Below are 22,809 nucleotides of genomic sequence, written 5' to 3'. Positions count from 1 at the left end.
AAGTCTATGCCTTTTGTGAAGATTTATTATCCTGAAAACATATTAAATGAAGAAGAGTTGGAAAAAATGGGGGAATGTATCCATCTTTCATTAATTGAACATTTTAACATCCCTGAAAATGATTATTTTCAAATGTTCTTACCTTACCAACAAAACAAATTTTTATATAATCCATATTATTTGTTGGAAAGAGGAGAAAAGAGAACAGAGAATATGATTTATGTTTCTATTACATGTGGACCGGGAAGAACGGTGCAACAGAAAAAAGATTTGTATCAATCGGTATCCTTGAAGATTACGGAATATTCCGATGTTAAAACTTCGGATATTTTTATTACAATAAATGAGACAGCTGCTGAAAACTGGTCATTTGGTCAAGGAATAGCACAAATGGTGAAAATAAAGGGAGAAAAAATGAAAAATGAACTTATTGAAGTACATATTAAAAAGAAAATGAGAGAAATGGCACCTGCATTTGCTCATTATAGTGAAAAGATATTATTTGAGGAAGTGTGGCGGGATGCCACTTTAACATTAAGGGAAAGAAGTTTGTGTACTGTGTCAGCACTAATCAGTCTCGGTAATACAGAACAATTACCATTTCATCTGAAGCTAGCTAAACAAAATGGGATTAAGGAGAATGAATTGGTTGCATTAATAACACATATGGCTTTTTACGTTGGTTGGCCAAAAGCTATGTCAGCTTTAAATATAGTAATGAATGAAATGAAAAGCTAAGAATAATGAAAAGTAAGAATTCATGTTTATATGAATTCTTACTTTTCATTATTTATGCAATACTCTATCGCTATATTTATTACATTTTCTCTTGCTTTTTTATCACTTGCGTAGTAAAGTGATAGTAAGATTCACGATAGGAAGTGATCAAACATGCGTGATAATACGATAGGATCATTAATATGGTTACGTTTAATACGATTTACGAACCAAAGTAATCAAATGTCAAATGAGTTTTTAAAACGTTTTGATTTAACGACAGCTCAATTTGATGTGCTTTTGCAAATACGTACGTATCAACCACTAACACAAATGGAGTTAGCTGAAAAGGTAACTGTTACACAAGGTGGCATTTCTCGAATGTTAACTCGTCTTGAAAAGGAAGGGTATATTGTACGAAAACAAGATTGGAAAACGAAAACAATTAGTCTTACAGAGCAAGGAGAAGCAGCTTTAGAGAGAGCATTGCCAGAGCAACTTGCATTTCAATCATCGTTTTTTGATGATGTATTAAATGAAGAAGAGCAGAAAATATTATATGAGCTGATGACGAAAGTTCATAAGCATAGTGAAAAAAAAGAATTACCGCAAGAGTAATTTTTTTTACACTATCAATTGACTAATCAAGTGAAGTTATAGGCAATAGGAAAATACATTTGACTTACAAACGTTTTTAAAAGAGAAACTAATAACACTTCATTAAAGGAGAGAGTAATGATGGAAAAATACCGTATGGATACAAGTAAAGGGATGGAGTTTGGATTATATTCGATTGGGGATCATGTTTTAAATCCGCATAATGGAGAGAAAATTAGTACGGAACAAAGAATTCATGAATTAATTGAAACAGCTAAGTTAGCAGATGAGGCAGGGCTTGATGTGTTTGCTGTCGGTGAAAGTCATCAAACACATTTTACAACACAAGCTCATACAGTTATTTTAGGAGCTATTGCACAAGCTACGAAAAATATAAAAATTGCAAGTTCAGCAACGATAATAAGTACATCTGATCCGGTACGAGTATATGAGGATTTTGCTACAATTGACTTGATTTCTAATGGACGTGCAGAAATTGTGGCTGGTCGTGGATCTCGTATTGGAGGATATAGTTTACTTGGTTATGACGTGAATGATTATGAAGAATTATTCGAAGAGAAGATGGATCTTTTATTAAAAATTAATAACGAGGAACATGTAACATGGAATGGACAGTTTAGAGCACCGCTCGCACATGCATCGGTTATTCCAAGAGCGAAAAATAATAACTTACCAATTTGGCGTGCAGTTGGAGGTCCACCAGCTAGTGCAATTAAAGCAGGACGTGCAGGTGTGCCAATGATGATAACAACACTAGGTGGTCCAGCTATTAACTTTAAAGGATCAGTAGATGCTTATCGTGAGGCGGCTGCGCAAAGTGGATTCAATCCAACAAGTTTGCCAGTTGCAACAACGAGTTTATTTTATACGGCAAAAAATTCACAAGATGCACTTAGTGAATATTACCCTCACATTAATGCTGGTATGCTTACACTGCGCGGTGGTGGGTATCCGAAACAGCAATTTACAAATGCAATAGATTACCGTGATGCTTTAATGGTTGGTAGCCCACAACAAATCATTGAGAAAATGCTTTACCAATATGAATTGTTTGGCCAACAACGCTTTATGGCACAAATTGATTTTGGCGGTGTATCATTTGATAAAATTGAGAAAAATATTGAATTCATCGCTACTGAAATTTTACCAGCCGTTAGAAAACATACAGCAAAATAAATAAAAAAAACTGAGAGTTTAATCGACTCTCAGTTTTTTTATTTGTTCTGGAAACATGACAAAAAAATGAACTTTTAGTCGAGGAAGAGGGAAGTTATTTTCTATTTTTGAATAACATTATTTCGAGTTTGAATTTTGGAAATACATTTTTCTCTTGACAAAAAATAAGCATTTATCGAGGTTTCTTTCGAGGACATTTTTTCGGGTAAAAGTCAAGCGTATGAAGAAAAAACGATTGTTTTATAGATATAAAAGTAAGAAGTATATTGAAAAAACACATTTTGCTAATGAGAAAAATCTGCTTCAAAAAAATGACAAAAGACATATTTCAGACAAAATGATGTCAATAATACGTCAAAAATAACCTGAATTTACTATGCAGGTATATTATACAATTCGATTAACGAATAAAACACTACAGAAATAGTGAAAAGGTAAAAAATAGCATTACAATAGTTTGAAAAACTGAAACTTCATATTTTTCGACAATACATACAAAATGTTTTTGTCTTTTCGTATTTCTTAATAATTGAGTTTGATAAGATTGCTCAATTAACTTTTATTATAAAAACTATGAAGGAAGTGATTTTAGTATGGAAACGCTCGAATTGGCACGAATACAGTTCGCATCAACAACGATTTTCCATTACTTTTTTGTTCCGCTATCAATTGGTTTAGCTTTTATTATTGCGATCATGCAAACGTTGTATGTGGTAAAAGGGCAAGAAGTATATAAGAAGATGGCAAAGTTTTGGACGCAATTATTCCTTATTAACTTTGCAGTAGGTGTAGTAACAGGTATTTTACAAGAATTTCAGTTTGGTATGAACTGGTCAACGTATTCACGTTTTGTAGGTGATGTATTTGGTCCCTCGCTTGCAATTGAAGGATTACTGGCATTTTTCATTGAGTCTACATTCCTAGGTTTATGGGTATTCGGTGAGGACAAATTACCGAAGCGAATTCACTTAATGTGTATTTGGCTCCTTTCAATTGGAACGATGTTATCAGCATTCTGGATTTTAACTGCAAGTGCATTTATGCAGTCACCTGTCGGGTATGAAATGGCAGCTGATGGTCGTGCGCAAATGAATGATTTCTTAGCCATTATTCAAAACCCACAACTATGGGTACAATTCCCGCATACAATTACAGCGGCAATTGCAACAGGTGCATTCTTTATTGCTGGTGTAAGTGCATGGAAAATTACAAAAGGACAAGAAACTGTAGTATTTAAAAAATCTTTCCGAATTTCTATCATTGTTGGAACAATTACAACGGCGCTTGTATTATTCTTCGGTCATGCACAAGCGCAACAATTAATTAAGACACATCCAATGAAGATGGCGGCAGCTGAAGCGCTATGGAATACAAGTGAGGATCCAGCACCATTTACAGTATTTTCGAAAATTGATACAGAGAAGAAAGAAAATTCGTTTGAAATTCAAATCCCTTATATGCTAAGTCTATTATCGTATGATAAGTTTAGCGGTCAAGTTGAAGGGATGAATCAAATTCAAAAACAATATGAGGAAAAATATGGACCTGGAGATTATATTCCTCCAGTGCATACAATGTTTTGGAGTTTTAGAGCGATGGTAATGAGTGGAACATTCATGCTTCTTCTAGGAGCTTACGGATGGTTCTTATCAAGAAAAGATCGTTTAGCGGAAAAAACGTGGTATTTAAAATTAATGGTGTATGCAATTTCTCTTCCATTCATCGGTAATACAGTAGGGTGGATTATGACTGAAATGGGTCGTCAACCTTGGGTTGTATTTGGTGTAATGAAAACAGAAGATGCTGTATCACCAAATGTAACATTCGGTGAAGTATTATTCTCACTTATTTCATTCACATCAATGTATTTAATTATGGGTGGAATTTGTGTGTACTTATTTGTTCGTACCATTAAGGGCCACAAGAATAAGAAAACGAAAAAGGATTATCAAAGCCATGATCCATTTGATAAGGAGGAAGAGTATGTTATCTCTTAATGAGTTATGGTTTTTAGTTATTGCAATCTTGTTTGTTGGATTCTTCGTACTGGAAGGTTTCGACTTTGGGGTAGGAATGGTTTCGAGGTTTTTAGGAAAGAATGATTTTGAAAAACGAGTTTACTTAAATACAATAGGACCGTTCTGGCACGCGAATGAAGTATGGCTTGTTTGTGCTGGTGGAGCCATGTTTGCGGCATTTCCGCACTGGTATGCAACTTTATTTAGTGGTTTTTATATTCCATTTGTATTTATGCTTCTTGCTTTAATTTTAAGAGGTGTTTCCTTTAAATTTCGTGCGAAAATAGATAATCATAAATGGAAGAGTGCATGGGATTGGGGGATGTTTATTGGAAGTATGTTACCTCCTATCCTTTGGGGAGTTGCGATTGCAAACTTTATGGTAGGTGTACCTATTGATGAGAGTAAAAATGTTGTAGGTGGATTCTTGCAATTACTTCATCCATTTGCGTTACTTGGAGGAGTAATGTTTCTCCTACTATGTATTGTTCACGGATTACAATTTCTTACGATACGTACAACTGGTAAATTGAGAGAACGTGCACGAATTGCTGCAATAAAAATTGCACCATTTTCATTAATTACACTTCTTGTTTTTGCTGGTGTGGGGTTATGGAAAACCGACATTTTCACTGCTCATGGAACAGAATGGATTATGGTACCAATCGGAGCTTTTGTAGCACTATTAGTGTCCACTTTATTAAATAAAAGAAGAAGAGATGGTTGGGCTTTCTTTATGACGAGTTTAACAATCATTTTACTAAGTGCGAGTGTATTTATCGGTATGTTCCCACGTGTTATGATTAGCTCTTTAGGAGCAATGAATGATTTGACAATTTACAACGCAGCATCAGGAGCTTATGCATTAAAACTTATGACTTACTTTGCGATTGCTATTTTGCCTTTCGTTATCGGAAGTCAAATATGGAGTTATTATGTATTTAGACAACCTGTTAAGTCAGACAACGATTTGGAGTACTAATGAAAAGAAAAAGAGGACTTCCGTCTTATCCCGGTAGCCGTATTTTATATGTAGCGTTAACGATTATTAGTATTTTAGAAGCTTTTAGTATTATTGCGCAAACAATCTTTTTAGCACGAGCTATTACGTTTTTATTTCATGGAGAGACAGTACAAACAATATTAAGTGAAATTGTTTATTTTGGTATCGCGTTTGCAGCGCGTCATATAGTAGTTCGAACATCACAAATATTAGTGGAACGTTTTGCTGAAAAAACAGGGTCGTTACTAAGAAAACAACTAGTAGAGGCATATTTCACATTAGGTCCAAGGTATGTTCAAACTGTTGGGACTGGTCATCTGGTTACCTTATCAATTGAAGGGATTGAGAAATTTAAAACATATATTGAATTAACGATTCCTAAAATGATTAGAAGTAGCATCGTTCCAGGTCTAATTGTACTATACGTTTTTACGCTAGATATTGAGTCTGGAATCATTTTAGTTGTAACGATTCCTATCGTGATCATATTTATGATTCTTCTCGGATTAGCAGCGCAAAAAATGGCAGATAGTCAGTACGAGATATATCGTGTACTTTCGAACCATTTTGTAGATACGTTAAAAGGTTTAGAAACATTAAAGTATTTAGGGAAAAGTGAACAGCACGAAGGAAAGATTGAAAAAGTAAGTAAAAGGTATAGAAAAGCAACGATGCGTACTTTGCGAGTTGCTTTTCTTTCTTCTTTTGCATTAGATTTCTTTACGAGTTTATCAATTGCGTTTGTGGCAGTTGGATTAGGGATACGTTTAATAGATGGAACGATTATACTATTACCAGCCCTTACAATTTTGATTTTAGCTCCGGAATATTTTCTGCCGATTAAACAAGTGGGAGCAAATTATCATGCGACATTAGATGGACAAATTGCGATGGAGCAAATAGAAGAGATTTTGCAACAACAAAAAGGAATACAAAAGAAAGATTTAAATGAAGATATAGTATGGAATGCCTCTAGTAGCTTGAAATTACAAGACATCAAAGTTAATAATACTGAATCTGAAAAGGCTATATTAGAAGGAATTAATTTTACTTGGGAAGGTAACGGTGCTATTGGTGTTATTGGTGAAAGTGGTGCAGGCAAATCGACGTTAATCGACGTATTAGCAGGATTTTTAACTCCTTCAGCTGGAAAGATGATTGTAAATGGTGTGGAAATTGACGGGTCTACTCGTGAAGATTGGCAAAAAAATATCGCTTATATTCCGCAGCAACCTTATATTTTTCCGCTTTCATTAAAGGATAACATTCGTTTTTATGAAACAAATGCAACAGATGAAGAAGTTGAAAGAGTTATTAATGAAGTCGGCCTTCGTTCACTCGTTACATCACTTCCAAATGGGATGCACGAAAGAATTGGAGAAGGTGGACGTATGCTAAGTGGCGGACAAGAACAGCGTGTTGCTATGGCGCGTGCGCTTTTAAGTAAAAAACCAATCATTTTATTAGATGAGCCTACGGCACATCTTGATATTGAAACCGAATTTGAAATAAAGCAAGCGATGTTACGTCTATTTAATGGAAAGTTAGTATTTTTAGCAACCCACCGTCTACATTGGATGAAACAAATGGACCATATTCTTATTTTAAATAAAGGGGAAATGAAAGAAAGTGGGACGTATGAAGAACTTTTAGAGAATGAGACATTACATTTTCATAGGGAAGAGAGGGGAGAGAAATGAGTAACTGGGTTAAACCTTATATAAAACAAAATAAAGGTAGAATGACTTTAACTATTTTCCTTGGTCTTCTTGGAGTTAGTTCAGGAGCGATGTTACTTTTTATTTCAGGTTATTTGATCTCAAAATCTGCCCTTAGACCAGAAAATGTAATGGCTGTATATGTTCCTATTGTTGCAACAAGAGCGTTTAGTATAGGGCAAGCTGTATTTCATTATATAGAGCGCTTAGTCGGACATGATGTCGTACTACGTATATTAGAAAAAATGAGAACGAGGCTATATAGAATAGTAGAACCACAGGCGTTATTTTTCCGTTCTCGATTTCAAACGGGTGATATGTTAGGAGTGTTATCCGAAGATATAGAGCATTTGCAAAACCTATATTTACGTACAATATTTCCTAGCATATTAGCGCTAGTTGTTTATAGTATCTTCGTACTTGTTATCGGTGCATTTGATTTTGTTTTTGCACTTATTGTAGGTTGTATGTTAGCTATTATCGTTTTTCTTCTTCCGTTTGTATCATTACTTTTGATGAAGAAACATCATGTTACTTTAAAGCAAGGAAGAAACCGTTTGTATCAACAACTGACAGATGCTGTTTTTGGATTATCTGATTGGCAAGCAAGTGGTCGTAAAGATGAATTTATTAATGAGTATGTAAAACAAAATGATCAGTTGTTAAAAATCGAAAAGAGAGTGAAACGCTGGTATCATATTCGGGACAGTATCATTCAATTAGTAGTAGGTATTGTAGTTATTTCGATGATCATATGGACTGGGAATGAAGCGGCAAGTGAACAAATTGCTCCTACAGTTATCGCAGCTTTCGTATTAATGACTTTATCTGTAACGAACGCGCTTATTCCTATTGCAGATGCCATTGATCGAATACCGTCGTATGTAGAATCTACCCATCGTCTTAATGGCGTAGAAAGTGATAGTGTTTTACATGATGAAACGGATTTGCATGGAGAGAAAGATTATATTGAACCAAAACATGTAGATATTGAACTGAATCACGTATCGTATAGTTATCCAGATAGTAATGAGATTGTATTAAAAGATGTATCATTACAAATAAAAGCAGGGAAGAAAATTGCTATTTTAGGGAGAAGTGGGACAGGGAAATCTACTTTACTAAAATTGTTAACAGGGGCGTTAAGCCCAGTAAATGGCCAAGTTGTACTAAATGGTGAACGAGCTCATACGAATCTTTTATCTAAATATATTTCTGTATTAAATCAAAAGCCGCATTTGTTTGATACGACAATTGGAAATAATGTACGAATTGGCAAACCAGAGGCGACGGATGAAGAGATATGGAAAGCTTTAGAGAAAGCACAATTAGCTTCACATGTTACTTCTCTTCCAGACGGATTACAAACAAAAATGCATGAAATGGGAAAGCGGTTTTCTGGTGGGGAAAGACAAAGGGTTGCTTTTGCTAGAACTCTTATGCAAGAAACACCAATTATTGTACTTGATGAACCGACTATCGGTTTAGATCCAAAAACAGAATTGTCTTTAATTGAAACAATGTTTTCTGCAACGGAAGAAAAGACTGTTATTTGGATTACGCACCATCTTGTAGGAATAGAACATGTAGACGAAGTTATATTCCTTGATCGTGGCCAAATTGTCATGCAAGGTAGTCATAAACAACTTCTGAAAGAAAATGAAAAGTATCGTAAACTTTATGAATTAGATAAAGGAATATAATTTGAATAAGCAATAATTGTAAAAATAGCTACGCCTAATGGTGGAGCTATTTTTTTTGTTAGATTGCAGGTGTATATGATTGTTACGAATTAAAAATGAATTTCATATTATACATATAATGGAGGGGATGTACATGAAGGAACAATATAAAATCATTGTTTTAAGTGATGAATTATCAGGGGATAGGATTCGAAATACGTTAGACAAAAATAAATGTAAAACAATAGTTCATGTTGTGGACGTTTCAGATGTTGTTCGTCTAGAAAGTTCTTTTCAATATATAGTCATTTGGAGAGGGGACGCAGAAAAACTTACAAATGACTTGATAAATAGGGGCGTGCAAAGTTCAAAAATTATTAATTTAACAAAATACATGTATGAATGGAAGGATAAATTAATTTCTATCTATCAAATAAATCCGGATCTTATGTCTTTATACATTTCTATGAAAAAAGCAAAGAGTGATCCGACGTATGAATTGTTTGCTACCGGTTTGTCTTATCCGCATTGTGGCATAAGTACGGAGCTTCTCTCAAAAAAGTCAATAAAATTAACACTTCCATCGCAAGATCTATACTATGATTATTTAATAGCGTCACAACTTTTATCAAACAATCATTCATTTCAATATTGTTTAATAGGAATAGCCTATTTCTCGTTTTACTTTGATATGTCGTTATCCTCCGAATCATATAGAATTCACAAAGTATATTATCCATTGTTTCAAGATGGTCATCATACTGTAGTTCACTCTCCTCTACCCACTGATGGATTCTCCCATCTAAATACTCCGAAACCACTTCTTTCTATTTTTAATTTGCATTTTGAATATATTTTATTAGATGAACTAAAAGATGAATCATTGATACTGCCTTGGATAAATGCTGAGTGGAATACCACTCCTCTTCACATTCCTTTTGAAGAACACGGGAAAATAAGAGCAGCTTCACATGCTAAATTGGCGTATCCTCAAACTTTAGTTGAAAATAAAATAATTTTTAAAAAATATTTAGAATTACTGTTAAAAAATGATATAAAACCATTGATTGTTGTATTCCCAGTTACTTCACATTATTTCAATTGTAGTAGTAAGAAATTAAAAGAAGATTTTTATAAAGTTATAAATGATTTTCAAACTCAATATTCTTTTCAAATTATAGATCTATTTGATTCGCCATTATTTTGTGACGATGATTTTTATGATAGTGATCATATGAATAAAAAAGGTGCAAATAAAATGTCCGCATTATTAAATATGTTTATTCAGGAACGAAAAGTATGATAATTTGTTTCATGTTTGCATAAAAGTATATAGGCTCCATACAGTTAAAGTAATGTGATTTTTGTGTCGCGTATATAAATAATATGCGAAGAGGTGAGAGAGTTAAAATGAGAACTCGTATTGAAAGAACTGAAGAGGTGGTAGAGCAACTTCCGTTGGTAAGTGTATTAATTCCTACGTATAATCGTCCTCGTTACTTTGAAAAGGCGCTATGTAGTGTGTTAGAACAAACGTACCCTAATATAGAAATTATAGTTGGAGATGACAGCACGAATGATGAAACAGAAAAAGTGTTACAAAAATACTTATGTGATCATTCAAATATTATTTATATAAAAAATAGATCAACTCTCGGACAATTTGAAAATGCGCTAATGTTATTTAATGAAGCGAACGGTGAATATATAAATTTTTTAATGGATGATGATGTATTTCATGTGAATAAAATTGAAAAAATGATGAAGTATTTTTTCGATGATTTAGATAATGAAATTAAGCTTGTAACATCTCATCGTCAAGTCATTGATGATAAAGGAAAAGAGCTACGACATATTTATTCGACTGTCCGTTTATTTGAAGAGGATACCATTATAGCGGGAACAGAATTAGGAAATAAGGTAATTGTGGATCAAAAAAATTATATTGGAGAACCGACAACAGTTTTATTTCGTAAAAATGATTTACAAGAACCGTTTGGGATTTTTGATAAGAGGCGGTATTTATGTAACGTAGATATAGCTTCATGGTTATCTTTATTAAGTAAAGGAAAAGCTGTATATATAGCAGAGACACTTAGTTACTTTCGATTACATCCAGATCAACAGTTAAATGAATCTAATAAAATGATGGATGGGTTAGAAGATTTTTCACACAGTATTATAGCAGGAGAACAATATGGTTTCTTATCCACTGAAAAAGAGTTAGACAAAGCGATAACTAATTTTCTAGATTATGCAAGAAGGATAGTTCCATCATCAATATTATATACATTAGACTATTACCAAAAAATTAGAGCGAAGAAAATAAACATAGAAAAGAAAAAACAACATATAAATAATAATTCTTCTTTACCGAAAGTAAGTATACTTATTCCTGCATACAATAGACCTTATTACTTGGAATTAGCACTCAACAGCGCTTTGAATCAAACATATGAAAATATTGAAATTATTATTTCTGACGACAGTACAAATGATGAAGTCAATGCTATGATTCAACCGTACTTACGTGAATATGAGTGTATTACATATGTTAAAAATGAAACGCCGTTAGTTGCCGAAAACTTTAATAAGTGTGTAGAACTTGCGAATGGGGACTATATAAACTTTTTATTAGATGATGATTTATTTCATCATGAAAAGATCGAGAGAATGATGAAATACTTTTTGACGTTAGAAAATATTTCATTTGTGACGTCATATCGTGAACTGATTGATGAGAATGGAGAGATATTACCACCTTCAACATTAAATATGAAAATCGCGAAAGAAACTACACTTTTTGAAGGAAAAGAATTAGGGAATTATATGTTAAAAAACTTGAAAAATGTAGTTGGTGAGCCGACAACTGTTTTGTTTAATCGGAATTTGTTTGACGGGAAGTTTGGATATTTTAAAGGAAAGGCTTATTCCGCTATTAATGACATTGCAACTTGGCTAGATATGATGAGGAAAGGAAAAGTAGTTTATATACATGAACCTCTTAGTTATTTTAGACAGCATAGTGGACAAAATCAAAAACAAATGCATTTTATTTTAATGACAATTGAAGAGTGGATTGAATTAATTATAGATGCATATAATAGTGGGTTTTTAAGCTCCGAAAGTGAGTATAAAGAGAGTTTATCTTATTGTTTAGAAAATGCGGGATTTATAGTTAAGGATGCAGTAAGAAATGGCGAACTAGATCAAATTTATAATGAAAAGATAAAAAAAGGCTTAAACAAGTTAGTTGCTCATATGTTCGAGAAAGAATGTTGTTATTGTCAATATTGCAATCAACAATTTGAAAAATTTTCACCTTGGCCAGCACATTATGATTTTCCGAAATATAAATTTGAAATGTGGAATAAAGATACAGGGATATGTCCAGTTTGTAATTCGATGGATCGTGAAAGATTGTACCGTGCGTACATTGAAACGGAAACGGACTTGTTAAATAGAAAATATACTATGCTTCATATTGCACCTGAAGCAAAGTTAAGAGATTGGTTTAACGAGTATAAAAATATTACGTATGTATGTGGTGACTTAGAACCAAAGGATCCATTAATGAAGGAAATTGATGTTACAAGGATTACATATGATAGTAATACTTTTGATGTAATAGTATGTAGCCATGTGTTAGAACACGTTCCTGATGATGACAAAGCAATGCGAGAGTTATATAGAGTGTTAAAGCCAAATGGATGGGGAATTATTCAAGTACCGATCGTAATGAATGTAGATTTTATTATAGAGAATGAATTAATTGTAACACCACAATTGAGGAAATTAGCTTTTGGTCAAGAAGATCATGTGAGAATTTACAATCAATCGGGATTTATTCAACGATTAATGAATGCAGGATTTAAGGTAGAATTATATAACATAGCGGAAAAACAAGGAATGAAAAGTGCTAGGAAATTTGGATTATCTGAAACAGATATGCTCTATATTGTCCGAAAATGATAGGAAGGAATAGATAGATATGGAGAGTATTCCTTTTTTACGTGCTTCAACTGTACCTGTAAGTGAGTATTTGGATGAATTGAAGGAAATTGATACATCTCACATATATACGAATTATGGACCTATAAATCAACGTTTTGAGGAAACAATTATGTCGTCATTTTTTCAAAACAGGGGAGCTGTTACAACAGTAGCAAACGCAACGTTAGGGTTAATGGCGGCTATTCAACTAAAGAAAAGAAGAAAGGGAAAGTATGCTCTCATGCCTAGCTTTACATTCCCTGCGACTGCCTTAGCCGCTATTTGGTGTGGATTGGAACCTTACTTTATTGATATTTCAATAGATGATTGGTATATGGATAAAACCGTACTTTTGCATAAGATAGAAGAATTAAAAGAAGAGGTTGCGATTGTTGTCCCGTACGCCACTTTTGGATCATGGATGAACTTAGAAGAATATGAAGAATTAGAGAAGAAGGGGATTCCGGTTGTCGTAGATGCGGCGCCGGGATTTGGTTTAATGAATGGAGGAATGCATTACGGTCAAGATTTTAGTGGAATGATCGTATATAGCTTTCATGCAACAAAGCCTTTCGGAATTGGTGAAGGAGGGCTCATATATAGTAAAAACGAAGAAGATATACAACGTATTAAAAGAATGGGGAATTTCGGATTTGATAGAAATCGTGAATGCACGATGATGGGGTTTAATTGTAAAATGTCTGAATACGCAGCAGCTATTGGGATTGCGACTATAAAAAAGTGGGATCAAAAATTAAAAGAACGCACTCGTATTTCTGAATGGTATAAACAGTTGTTACAAAATACTGGGTTAATGAAAAAAGGGTGGAAAGTCCAAAAGACAGAAGCAGTTATTCACCAATTTATGCCTATCATTTGTCCAGAAGAAGTTCGCAACATACAAGTAATAGAAGAACTGAAAAAACAGAAAATAGAAGCTAGATTATACTTTTCACCATCTTGCCACCAACAAGTTCTTTTTAAAAACTATAAGTCTACAGATTTAACAAAGACGAATAAAATAGCAAAACGAATCGTAAGTTTACCTTTATGGGAAGGAATGACGAAAGAACTAGTAGAGCAAATTGTAATCTGTTTAGAGCAGAAGGTGGTGTCGGTAGATGAATAGTTTTTATAGTCAAGAAGAACTAAAGGAAATTGGATTTTTATCTGTTGGGAAAAATGTATTGGTTAGTAAAAAAGCAAGTATATATAATCCGAGTGCTATATCAGTTGGCAATCATGTAAGAATTGATGATTTTTGCATTTTAAGTGGTAAAATCACAATTGGAAGTTATTCGCACATATCAGCGTATACAGCGTTATATGGAGGGGAAGTTGGGATTGAAATGCATGATTTTGCAAACATATCAGCTAAAACAATCGTATATGCAGTACTTGATGATTTCAGTGGAAATACATTAATGGGGCCAACCGTCCCGAATCAATATAGGAATGTGAAAGCAGAAAAAGTTATTTTAAAAAAACATGTGATTATTGGTGCTAATTCTATTATTTTTCCAAATGTAATTGTAGGAGAAGGTACGGCAGTCGGCGCGATGAGTATGGTAAAAGAGAGTTTAGATGATTGGTATATTTACGCTGGAGTTCCCGTAAGGAAAGTAAAACCTCGTCAAAAAAAGATGCTAGAGTTAGAAATTGATTTTTTTAAAAGCATTTATTCTTAACAAAAAAGAATGAATGCTTTTTATTTTTATCCCGCTATTTGCCGATAAAGAGTCGACTGGTGAGGGCTAATTAAAGTTTCACTTTATGATAGAGCAGAGTGTATCTTAACTTATTATGTTTTAAATTTTGCTGACCAAGGCAATACTGAGCCATAGTGAATGTAAAGTTGGAGGGCGAGCGTATATGTTTGATGAGGATGGGATTGTTTTAATTATGGAACCAGCTGATGAAAGAAACTTGAGGAGATTTATTTTTTCAGTGCCAAAGTCAGTGTATGAAAAGAAGGGGCTTACATTACACTATGGAACAGCTATAGGACAAGGGTATATGGATATAATTGAAGATATTATAAGCGTACATATAGAAATAGATGTTGTAACGATAATAGGGCATGTAAGAGGGTAAATAGCTATTTGAAAAAGGTTATAAACAATTTAGCTAGAAGTTATGTATAGAGAAAATTACAGACAATTATAAGAACGAAGGGGGTCTAAAATGAAAATAAAATCAATTGTATTAGTATTCATAGTTTCAATTGGTTTAATGGGATGTTCAATAGTGGAAGAAGGAAAGAACTCCATAGATTATGCTCAAAAGGCGACAGACTATGTAAATGAAATAAGTGCATTTGCAAATGATGCACCAGCATTAGCAGAAAAGGCCGTTAATGATAGCGAGGCTCGAAAAGAATTAGAAACGAAGCTTAGTGAAATTAAACAAGATATACCCGCATTCAATGAATTAACGCCACCTGATGTAGCAAAGGATCTTCATCAACAAATCGTCGGATATAACGAAAAGTTAAATACGTTAATTGATACGGCGAAGACAAAGATAGAAGAAGGCAAAGTGGATGTAGAGCAATTTAAAAGCTCTGAGCTTATGCAGACGGTAGATCAAGTTCGAGATTTGAAAGATAAAGTGCAAAATTTAGGTCAATAGTAAAAAGCTCCGTTTGTGATAAACGGAGCTTTTTACTATTGGATACAATAAACGATTACACCAACGATAATAATCATGTTGCCGATGAGTTTACGTTTCGTTATTTTTTCTCCTAGGAAATACCAACCAAAAATTAATATGATGATATAACTTAAGGATTCTAATGCTGATGCTTGTTTTAATGCCATGCCCTTCATGGCGATAACATTTAATCCGGCGTTAATTACAAATAAAGAGTAGCCGATAATAACATAAGGATTCACATATTCTTTTATTCTAGAATCGTATTGTTGCAAAGTAGCTTTTTTTAATAATATTTGTGAGTAATTAGCTAAAATTATCCCGAAAATAAATAATAACATATAACTATTCATCTTTTGTCACCACCACAATTCCGACGATAATAATAGCCGCACCAAGTAAATGATTCCACTGAATCGTATCTCCAAATAGAAATACTGACCAAAGCATTGACCATAGTATAATAATTCCGCGATGTGAATATGCTTTTGAAATTTCGAAATGTTTAATTACTTGTTGCCATAAAATTGCATATCCGAATAAAAGTATAACTAGTCCGAAATAAGCAACAAAAAATGAGATGGAAGCAATGGGGAATTTAGCTGCCCATTTCATGTAAACCATAATGATAGAATATATCAAAAAAGCTACATGTAAAAATACGTAATTTTTAATAGTTGGTTTCATTTATTCACTCTCTTTTGCATATAAATATATATTTATACCTAATTTTTCTAATGATATATATTGGAACGTATTTTGTTTAACCTTTCACATTCCAAATTACATAGTATCATGGCTTTTATTGTAAAACAATAGAAGCTATGCATTCATTTTTTCCAAGGTTCTACAATATGTATCGATTTATTTTTTGCATCCAACTCTACTTGAACACCGATAGGTATGGTAATCATTGGATGTGTATGACAACAATCGAAGTCAGCTAGAAAAGGAATTCTTTGATTTTGAAGTACTTCTAATAGTATTTCAAAAGGTTTTCGATTGGTACCACAATCATCAAATTGCTCGTGTTTTCCAAGAATAATACCTGAAATTTTATCGAATACACCGTTAATTTTAAGTAATGAAAAGCTTCTTTCAATAGTAGCTGCATCTTTTGAACTGTCCTCAATAAAGAGAATGTCGCCTTTTTGAATATGTGGCATATAGGGACTACCCAAAATTCCTTGTATCGTGTTTAAATTCCCGCCAATAATACGCCCAGTAGCTTTTCCATCAATTACTGAAATCCAATCGTTTGGTCGAAGTTCTTTCTCCTTCGTCTTTTCTTCCCAATTAATAAATTCATCTGACCAAAATAATGGTTGTTTTATATGATAAGGAAGAGAATGATCATGTAGTAAAGTTTCAGAAAAATATTTGTATGTACAATCAACAAAAGGTTCAAATTCGCCAAAGGAAGGGACGAGAGCTGGTCCATAAAATGTAGGGATTCCTGTTTTGGCGTAAATTCCTAGTAATAAAGCAGTTGCATCTGAATACCCAATCATTATTTTAGGGTTCTTTAGAAAAGCATCATAATCAATATAAGGTAATATTGAATTTGAATTCATCCCACCAATTGTTGACATAATACAAGAAACATTAGGATTTCTTATCAAGACATTTAGCTCCTCAGCACGCTCTTGTATACTACCAGAACGATAAAAATCATATCGACCTGTTAATGAACCTTCTAATATATGAAACCCTTTCTGTTGTAAGTAAGATTTTGCTCGTTCAAATCTTTTTGGAGAAGTGTAGGTTACTGGTGAAGAAGGGGAGTAGATCCCAATTGTGTCTCCGTATTTTAATGATTTTGGAAGTAGCATTTGTATGAATCCCTTCTATTAAATAGTTTATCTCGCTATTTGACGGGTAGCCCGATTGGGGGGCTGATTAAAGTTTCGCTTTATTTACGAGATTTTATTATTGAATATTCTTACGTTTCAATATTGTAAGTTTAACATAAATAAATTAAAATAATCATTGCTGTATATGAATAAATATACCTTTTACCTTGACTATATAAAGGAATTGTTGTTAAGGTTAAATATGAGTGTATAAAAGGTTTGCTAAAGGAGTTTTGAAATGAATCGGTTAAAATGGGGAAGGATGACAGTCCTATTAGTTATTATTTTAGGGATATGTTGGTTCTTATTCCAAGGAAATCAAAAGAGCATAGCGAATGTAGAGGGACAACCTTTGCAAGTGGCAGAACTACCTAAAGCAGGATTTACTGAAAAAGTAGTCCCGCCAAAGTACATCCCACCAGAAATTAACGCAAAAGCAGCTATGATTATCGATGCGAGTGATGGAGATATTATTTATCAATATAATGAAAATGAAGCTTTTGCACCGGCTAGTATGTCTAAGATGATGACAGCGTATCTCTTACTAGAGAGTATACATAACGGGAAAGTTCGCTGGGAAGATCCAGTAAAAATGAGTGCGAAGGCGGCACAAACAGAAGGAGCGAGAATCCCAGTACAAGTTAATGACACATTAACTGTTAAAGATTTATATCATGCATTAATGATTGAGTCAGCTAATAATTCGGCTGTGGCCTTAGCAGAACATATGGCAAAATCGGAGAAAGATTTCGTTCAGCTTATGGATGCAAAAGCGAAACAGTTAAAAATGTCGGAACATGCTAAATTTGCAAATGCTTCTGGATTACAAGAGCCAGATGGAAGTGAAACAAAAATGACGGCTGCTGATGTAGCGCAATTGGCGTATCATCTTATAAAAGATTATCCGGAAATATTAGAAGTGACTCACTTACGTCAAAGTCAGCTAGCATTTAATAATATTAATGTTATAAGCACAAACGACATGTTAAACAAAAATAATAAAAGTTTATATATAGAAGGAATGGACGGACTAAAGACTGGATTTACAGATAGCGCAGGATACTGTTTTACTGGGACTGCAAAGCAAGGTGATAATCGAATTATTACAGTGGTCATGGGGACATCAAGTAAAACAAAACGTTTTACAGAGACAAATAAGTTAATGTCGTATGCATTTGGATTAGTTAATTAAGTAAGTAAAATACGAATCTAGATCGCTACATAAGTAAGACTGTTTGTTGTTACTAATTTTAGATAACAACAAACAGTCTTTTTATTTTTATTTTAAAAAGGAAAAAGCTTCTAAATATAAGTGTTATTATTTGAGTTTGTTTGTTGCTGTGATATTATAAAGTTATAAGCTTATTAATAATAAGTTTGAGGGGCGTAATATGATATATACATATGAAATAGCCTCAATTGAAAATTGGAGGGAATTATGATGGCAAAAGATTTTTACTCAGCAATTGAAGACAGAAGATCTATTTATGCAATTAGTAAAGAGCAAGTAGTTTCTGATGAGAAAATTCAAGAAGTGATTTATCATGCTGTAAAACATACACCTTCAGCTTTTAATTCTCAAAGTGCTCGCGTTGTTGTTTTATTAGGAGAACAACATGATAAATTATGGGATATTACGAAAGAAACGTTACGAAAAATTGTACCTGAAAATAACTTTGCACCTACTGAAGAAAAAATGAATGCATTTAAAAGTGGTTATGGAACGGTTTTATATTTTGAAGACAGTGAAGTAGTGGAAAGCCTTCAAGCTAACTTTGCATTATATAAAGATAATTTCCCAACTTGGTCTCAGCAATCATCAGGAATGTTACAATTTGCAATTTGGACAGCTTTAGAAATTGAAGGGTTTGGTGCTACGTTACAGCATTACAATCCGCTAATTGATGAAGAAGTGAGAAAAGAGTGGGATGTTCCAGAGAATTGGAAACTTATTGCACAAATGCCATTTGGTAAACCGGTAGTACATGCTGGTGAAAAAGAATTCCAACCGCTAGAGGACCGTGTGAAAATTTATAAATAATTTAAAAAGGTGAACAGGAATATAACCTGTTCACCTTTTTTATACGTAATAAGGGTTTTTTTGTCCTGCATTTTTCATCTGATTTTTTAATTCGTTTTTACGTGTTTCAATAGCTGATACTTTTTGTAATGTTATCATTGAAACGAATTGAATAAAAGCATAGTATAGCTCTATATTTTTTTGTATTGGATCATCTATTATATTTCTCACAAATATGCCTCCTCTTTTTATTCCAATAAAACTCCGTATTAATGGGCAGCCCGAGTGGTGAGGGTTAATAATTAGCGGAGGATGTATAAAACCCTTACTGATTAAAGTTTCATTTTATAAGGGAATGAAACTTTAATCAATTCGCTAAAATTCTTTTTTATTAAGATATGTATATAATACTATAAATATCCTATAAATTCCATTATGGGAAAAAGAGAACAGTTGATATAGTGTGTGTTTTCTTTAAAGGAGAAATGGCTTTTTTGAAATAAATCTTACAATTCGTCAAATTATTTCAAAATTGTAGATAGTATAGAAATTTAGTTTTCTAAAAATATTATACTATTGATAAATAGAGTGATTTTTGTCATGATGAAAGTATACTTCATGTAAGGAGCTTTATAAGGAAATACATAATGTGGTTTGTATTAGGTTAATAGAATTTTTTATAGAAGATAGAAAAGGGATGTTTTATATTAAGATATTAAATGGAATGTCGAATTTTCATGCGATATATGAGAAATTTGAAAAAATCATTGCAAAAATACTATAATTAATGATAAAGTTCACATGAAGTTCACACAGATTTCACTTCGTTCATTTAAAATGAACTCTGTGTGAAAAATAAAACTCTTGCTAAAAAATGGAACTGGATGAATATTTTACTTTGATAATATTGTAAAGTATTAAAGTTTTAGTTTTTTTTAAGAGGATAGTAGGGAAAGGAAGTAAAGACAACTTATGAAAAAAGTAATTGCAGGTTTAGCAGCAGCTTCTGTAGCTGGCGTTGCAGTTCCAGGAATGGATTCTGCTCATGCACAAGTTTCAAATGAAGCGCTAAAAGAAATTAATGGACAAACTCAAACTCAAACTCAAACGACTGTAACTGAAACAAAAACTGTAGAAACAACTTCTGAATTAAAATACACAGTAACTGCTGATGTATTAAATGTTCGTTCAGGTGCTGGTACAGGACATAACGTTATTTCTAAAGTAAAGTCAGGCCAAGTGCTACAAGTAGTTGGACAAGAAAATGGTTGGTTCAAAGTAAACGTAAATGGTCAAACAGGTTATGTAAGTGGTGACTTCGTAACGACTGGTGGCAAAACAGGAACGACTGTTCAACAAGGAACAGGTACTTACACAGTAAACGTTTCTTCACTTAACGTACGTACAGGCCCAAGTACATCTCATACAGTATTAGGTTCTGTAAACAAAGGTAAAACAGTACAAGTTGTAGGTGAAGTACAAGATTGGTTTAAAATCAACTTCAATGGTGGAACTGGATACGTAAGCAAAGACTTCGTAACAAAAGGTGGTTCTGCTGTATCTAACGAAACACAACAACCAACTACAAACAACAATACTACAACAGTTCAAACTGGTGGTTCTTATGTTGTTAACACTGGTGCTTTAAAAGTACGTACAGGCCCAGCTACATACAACGCTGTAATCGGTGGAGTAACAAATGGTAAAGTATTAAACGTTACTGGTGCTGAAAATGGTTGGTACAAAATTAACCATAACGGCCGCACAGGTTACGTAAGTGCAGACTTCGTTAAGTTTGTAAAAGGCGGAGTAAACAACGTTACAAATAACAATAATGTTACAAATAACGTTCAACAACCAGGTAAAGACGTACAAAAACCAACAACAGGTGGAGATACATCTTCAATCGCTGGATTCGCTAGATCTTTAAATGGTTCACCATACAGAACTGCTGGTACAACACCTGCTGGTTTTGACTGCAGTGGATTCATTCACTACGTATTAAATCAAACTGGTCATAAAGGCGCTCGTCAAACAGTTGCTGGATACTGGAGCTCTAAAACAAAAACTAGCAATCCACAACCAGGTGATTTAGTATACTTCCAAAATACTTATAAATCAGGTCCTTCTCACATGGGTGTTTACTTAGGAAACGGTCAGTTCATTAGTGCAGAAACAGATGCAACTGGTGTACGTATTAGTTCTGTAAGTAACTCTTACTGGAGCAAGCACCTATTAGGTTACACAAAAGCATACTAAGAAAAAGTAGTTTTATATACTTTTCGTATAGAGAAAAGGCTTTCCAAGGAAACTTGGGAAGCCTTTTTATAGTTGAATAAATTGGAAGTTTAATAGTTTTTATTTTAACTTTCCATTTAAAAATCGATCATATAAGTCATGGAAATAGTTAGGACGAAATAAGTTCGCTGCATGTCCCGCTAACGGTATTTCCTTATATAGAACGTTAGGCAAAATAGATTTCAAATCAAATAGACAAGATTTATAGAGATGATCATGTTCTCCCATTACCCATAGTATAGGGTGAGGAAGTGATTTTAATTTAGATTTTAAATCGAATTCTAACCGATGTCGTAATGACTGGGCAATTATGGATGAATGTAATTGTAATCCGAAACGGTAGTAAATATTTCTTGAAATGACTGCGAACGGATTTGCTTTTAATATACCGCTTGGAAAAATAGTATTTGCGTATTGAGAGAGCCATTTAGAGTATTCATCTCCTCGCTTCTCCCAAAAATTTTGAAATACATTATATAAACGAGAAGGGTTATTGTAATGTCCTCCAATATGACAAATACTTAATACTTTTTCTGGATGCATTTGTGCAAAAATTGTAGAGATGTAACAGCCGTAACTTAGCGCACAAATATGTGCTTTTTTAATACCTTCTTGTTCATATAAGTTTAATAATTGATCTACGAGGCGCTGTAATGAAAAGTCGATTGCTTCTCCTTTATCATCACCGTGACCTAATAAGTCATAAGTTATAATGTTGTAGGAGGCAGAAAATCGTTTTTGCTCTTTTTTGAAGGCGCGACGATTGCCAACTAATCCATGAATAAAAATAATTGTTTCCTTTTCAGAATGTATATTTGTTTGCAAAAAGGATACTCCTTTCACTAACTGGAGATTTATATCGTGTTGTAAATTATTTATCTATAATTTACATAGAATAATATTAAGTACCAGGTAATAATATCAGATGTTTATATCTGTTGTAAAGATGAGTTTTTATGTATATTTTGTAAAAATAGAAAAAGTGTGTTTACATTCAGTTTACATTTGTATCGTATTCTAATTTTAGAAAGAACAGTTTTGTTTAACATGAGGAGATGAAC

At 33.3% G+C, this 22,809-nt stretch carries 21 protein-coding genes and 1 pseudogene; 17 read left to right on the top strand and 5 right to left on the bottom strand.

Annotation, left to right across the window (positions count from 1 at the left end):
• Nucleotides 1-6 precede the first annotated feature (6 nt).
• From AU379_RS30990 to AU379_RS14370, 14 genes and pseudogenes are all read left to right on the top strand, one after another.
• Nucleotides 7-411, top strand: a pseudogene (locus AU379_RS30990) (tautomerase family protein); the annotation flags it as partial.
• 3 nt (nucleotides 412-414) lie between these two features.
• Nucleotides 415-738 carry a carboxymuconolactone decarboxylase family protein gene (locus AU379_RS30985; protein WP_033687717.1) on the top strand — a complete coding sequence of 108 codons (324 nt, stop codon included), beginning with the start codon at nucleotides 415-417 and terminating at the stop codon, nucleotides 736-738.
• A gap of 153 nt (nucleotides 739-891) precedes the next feature.
• A complete protein-coding gene (locus tag AU379_RS14425; RefSeq protein ID WP_001205523.1) occupies nucleotides 892-1,335 on the top strand; it encodes a MarR family transcriptional regulator in 444 nt (147 codons plus the stop codon).
• A gap of 120 nt (nucleotides 1,336-1,455) precedes the next feature.
• Complete coding sequence (locus tag AU379_RS14420) at nucleotides 1,456-2,511, top strand: LLM class flavin-dependent oxidoreductase (protein WP_000417583.1); 1,056 nt, start codon at nucleotides 1,456-1,458, stop codon at nucleotides 2,509-2,511.
• Nucleotides 2,512-3,104: 593 nt separating this feature from the next.
• The gene (gene cydA, locus AU379_RS14415) at nucleotides 3,105-4,508 is read left to right on the top strand and encodes a cytochrome ubiquinol oxidase subunit I (protein WP_000448869.1); all 1,404 of its coding nucleotides are present in this window, start codon (nucleotides 3,105-3,107) and stop codon (nucleotides 4,506-4,508) included.
• A complete protein-coding gene (gene cydB, locus AU379_RS14410) occupies nucleotides 4,495-5,511 on the top strand; it encodes a cytochrome d ubiquinol oxidase subunit II (protein WP_000950083.1) in 1,017 nt (338 codons plus the stop codon). The genes cydA and cydB overlap by 14 nt, the downstream gene beginning before the upstream one ends.
• The gene (gene cydD / locus AU379_RS14405; RefSeq protein ID WP_000824028.1) at nucleotides 5,511-7,232 is read left to right on the top strand and encodes a thiol reductant ABC exporter subunit CydD; all 1,722 of its coding nucleotides are present in this window, start codon (nucleotides 5,511-5,513) and stop codon (nucleotides 7,230-7,232) included. Before cydB ends, cydD begins: the two co-directional genes overlap by 1 nt.
• Nucleotides 7,229-8,953 (top strand): thiol reductant ABC exporter subunit CydC, encoded by a 1,725-nt coding sequence (gene cydC / locus AU379_RS14400; protein ID WP_000073645.1) that lies wholly within the window; start codon nucleotides 7,229-7,231, stop codon nucleotides 8,951-8,953. Before cydD ends, cydC begins: the two co-directional genes overlap by 4 nt.
• A 133-nt stretch (nucleotides 8,954-9,086) precedes the next feature.
• A complete protein-coding gene (locus AU379_RS14395; RefSeq protein WP_061139432.1) occupies nucleotides 9,087-10,235 on the top strand; it encodes a hypothetical protein in 1,149 nt (382 codons plus the stop codon).
• Nucleotides 10,236-10,342: 107 nt separating this feature from the next.
• Nucleotides 10,343-12,904, top strand: a complete 2,562-nt coding sequence (locus AU379_RS14390) for a glycosyltransferase (RefSeq protein WP_001260425.1) — start codon at nucleotides 10,343-10,345, stop codon at nucleotides 12,902-12,904.
• Between the two features lie 19 nt (nucleotides 12,905-12,923).
• On the top strand, nucleotides 12,924-14,054 hold the full coding sequence (locus AU379_RS14385) for a DegT/DnrJ/EryC1/StrS family aminotransferase (RefSeq protein WP_000443946.1): 1,131 nt from the start codon (nucleotides 12,924-12,926) through the stop codon (nucleotides 14,052-14,054).
• On the top strand, nucleotides 14,047-14,613 hold the full coding sequence (locus AU379_RS14380) for an acyltransferase (RefSeq protein ID WP_061139431.1): 567 nt from the start codon (nucleotides 14,047-14,049) through the stop codon (nucleotides 14,611-14,613). The genes AU379_RS14385 and AU379_RS14380 overlap by 8 nt, the downstream gene beginning before the upstream one ends.
• A gap of 184 nt (nucleotides 14,614-14,797) precedes the next feature.
• Entirely contained in the window at nucleotides 14,798-15,019 is a 222-nt protein-coding gene (locus tag AU379_RS14375) for a hypothetical protein (RefSeq protein WP_000459099.1), read from the top strand.
• Between the two features lie 90 nt (nucleotides 15,020-15,109).
• The gene (locus tag AU379_RS14370) at nucleotides 15,110-15,556 is read left to right on the top strand and encodes a DUF6376 family protein (protein WP_000695230.1); all 447 of its coding nucleotides are present in this window, start codon (nucleotides 15,110-15,112) and stop codon (nucleotides 15,554-15,556) included.
• Between the two features lie 35 nt (nucleotides 15,557-15,591).
• On the opposite strand, the gene AU379_RS14365 is transcribed toward AU379_RS14370, so the two are convergent.
• The 3 genes from AU379_RS14365 to AU379_RS14355 all read right to left on the bottom strand — a co-directional run bounded on the left by AU379_RS14365 (nucleotide 15,592) and on the right by AU379_RS14355 (nucleotide 17,409).
• A complete protein-coding gene (locus tag AU379_RS14365) occupies nucleotides 15,592-15,930 on the bottom strand; it encodes an EamA family transporter (RefSeq protein WP_001089868.1) in 339 nt (112 codons plus the stop codon).
• Nucleotides 15,923-16,264, bottom strand: a complete 342-nt coding sequence (locus tag AU379_RS14360; RefSeq protein ID WP_000805125.1) for an EamA family transporter — start codon at nucleotides 16,262-16,264, stop codon at nucleotides 15,923-15,925. The genes AU379_RS14365 and AU379_RS14360 overlap by 8 nt, the downstream gene beginning before the upstream one ends.
• 143 nt (nucleotides 16,265-16,407) lie before the next feature.
• Nucleotides 16,408-17,409, bottom strand: a complete 1,002-nt coding sequence (locus AU379_RS14355; RefSeq protein ID WP_061139430.1) for a S66 peptidase family protein — start codon at nucleotides 17,407-17,409, stop codon at nucleotides 16,408-16,410.
• 259 nt (nucleotides 17,410-17,668) lie between these two features.
• On the opposite strand from AU379_RS14355, the gene AU379_RS14350 reads away from it, so the two are divergent.
• Together AU379_RS14350 and AU379_RS14345 are read left to right on the top strand one after the other, a co-directional pair.
• Nucleotides 17,669-18,622 (top strand): D-alanyl-D-alanine carboxypeptidase family protein, encoded by a 954-nt coding sequence (locus tag AU379_RS14350; protein ID WP_001080870.1) that lies wholly within the window; start codon nucleotides 17,669-17,671, stop codon nucleotides 18,620-18,622.
• 246 nt (nucleotides 18,623-18,868) lie between these two features.
• Nucleotides 18,869-19,471 carry a nitroreductase family protein gene (locus AU379_RS14345; RefSeq protein WP_001987122.1) on the top strand — a complete coding sequence of 201 codons (603 nt, stop codon included), beginning with the start codon at nucleotides 18,869-18,871 and terminating at the stop codon, nucleotides 19,469-19,471.
• 39 nt (nucleotides 19,472-19,510) lie between these two features.
• Here the strand turns inward: AU379_RS14345 and AU379_RS14340 are convergent, their stop codons facing one another.
• Nucleotides 19,511-19,681, bottom strand: coding sequence for a hypothetical protein (locus tag AU379_RS14340; RefSeq protein ID WP_001244279.1), 171 nt, complete (start codon nucleotides 19,679-19,681; stop codon nucleotides 19,511-19,513).
• Between the two features lie 741 nt (nucleotides 19,682-20,422).
• On the opposite strand from AU379_RS14340, the gene entFM reads away from it, so the two are divergent.
• Nucleotides 20,423-21,709 carry an enterotoxin EntFM gene (entFM, locus tag AU379_RS14335; RefSeq protein WP_000755513.1) on the top strand — a complete coding sequence of 429 codons (1,287 nt, stop codon included), beginning with the start codon at nucleotides 20,423-20,425 and terminating at the stop codon, nucleotides 21,707-21,709.
• Between the two features lie 99 nt (nucleotides 21,710-21,808).
• Here the strand turns inward: entFM and AU379_RS14330 are convergent, their stop codons facing one another.
• The gene (locus AU379_RS14330) at nucleotides 21,809-22,573 is read right to left on the bottom strand and encodes an alpha/beta hydrolase (protein ID WP_001194306.1); all 765 of its coding nucleotides are present in this window, start codon (nucleotides 22,571-22,573) and stop codon (nucleotides 21,809-21,811) included.
• Nucleotides 22,574-22,809: the final 236 nt, after the last annotated feature.

This window comes from Bacillus sp. JH7, assembly GCF_001563515.1.
Classification (GTDB): Bacteria; Bacillota; Bacilli; order Bacillales; family Bacillaceae_G; genus Bacillus_A; species Bacillus_A cereus.
The sequence above is the reverse complement of the archived record's forward strand: the minus strand, read 5'-3'. Positions and strand labels throughout refer to the sequence as shown.

Excerpts from the sequence above, each read along its gene's own strand:
- AU379_RS30985 (WP_033687717.1), top strand. The coding sequence starts at position 415 with ATGAAAAATGAACTTATTGAAGTACATATTAAAAAGAAAATGAGAGAA.
- AU379_RS14425 (WP_001205523.1), top strand. The coding sequence starts at position 892 with ATGCGTGATAATACGATAGGATCATTAATATGGTTACGTTTAATACGA.
- AU379_RS14420 (WP_000417583.1), top strand. The coding sequence starts at position 1,456 with ATGGAAAAATACCGTATGGATACAAGTAAAGGGATGGAGTTTGGATTA.
- cydA (WP_000448869.1), top strand. The coding sequence starts at position 3,105 with ATGGAAACGCTCGAATTGGCACGAATACAGTTCGCATCAACAACGATT.
- cydB (WP_000950083.1), top strand. The coding sequence starts at position 4,495 with ATGTTATCTCTTAATGAGTTATGGTTTTTAGTTATTGCAATCTTGTTT.
- cydD (WP_000824028.1), top strand. The coding sequence starts at position 5,511 with ATGAAAAGAAAAAGAGGACTTCCGTCTTATCCCGGTAGCCGTATTTTA.
- cydC (WP_000073645.1), top strand. The coding sequence starts at position 7,229 with ATGAGTAACTGGGTTAAACCTTATATAAAACAAAATAAAGGTAGAATG.
- AU379_RS14395 (WP_061139432.1), top strand. The coding sequence starts at position 9,087 with ATGAAGGAACAATATAAAATCATTGTTTTAAGTGATGAATTATCAGGG.
- AU379_RS14390 (WP_001260425.1), top strand. The coding sequence starts at position 10,343 with ATGAGAACTCGTATTGAAAGAACTGAAGAGGTGGTAGAGCAACTTCCG.
- AU379_RS14385 (WP_000443946.1), top strand. The coding sequence starts at position 12,924 with ATGGAGAGTATTCCTTTTTTACGTGCTTCAACTGTACCTGTAAGTGAG.
- AU379_RS14380 (WP_061139431.1), top strand. The coding sequence starts at position 14,047 with ATGAATAGTTTTTATAGTCAAGAAGAACTAAAGGAAATTGGATTTTTA.
- AU379_RS14375 (WP_000459099.1), top strand. The coding sequence starts at position 14,798 with ATGTTTGATGAGGATGGGATTGTTTTAATTATGGAACCAGCTGATGAA.
- AU379_RS14370 (WP_000695230.1), top strand. The coding sequence starts at position 15,110 with ATGAAAATAAAATCAATTGTATTAGTATTCATAGTTTCAATTGGTTTA.
- AU379_RS14365 (WP_001089868.1), bottom strand. The coding sequence starts at position 15,930 with ATGAATAGTTATATGTTATTATTTATTTTCGGGATAATTTTAGCTAAT.
- AU379_RS14360 (WP_000805125.1), bottom strand. The coding sequence starts at position 16,264 with ATGAAACCAACTATTAAAAATTACGTATTTTTACATGTAGCTTTTTTG.
- AU379_RS14355 (WP_061139430.1), bottom strand. The coding sequence starts at position 17,409 with ATGCTACTTCCAAAATCATTAAAATACGGAGACACAATTGGGATCTAC.
- AU379_RS14350 (WP_001080870.1), top strand. The coding sequence starts at position 17,669 with ATGAATCGGTTAAAATGGGGAAGGATGACAGTCCTATTAGTTATTATT.
- AU379_RS14345 (WP_001987122.1), top strand. The coding sequence starts at position 18,869 with ATGATGGCAAAAGATTTTTACTCAGCAATTGAAGACAGAAGATCTATT.
- entFM (WP_000755513.1), top strand. The coding sequence starts at position 20,423 with ATGAAAAAAGTAATTGCAGGTTTAGCAGCAGCTTCTGTAGCTGGCGTT.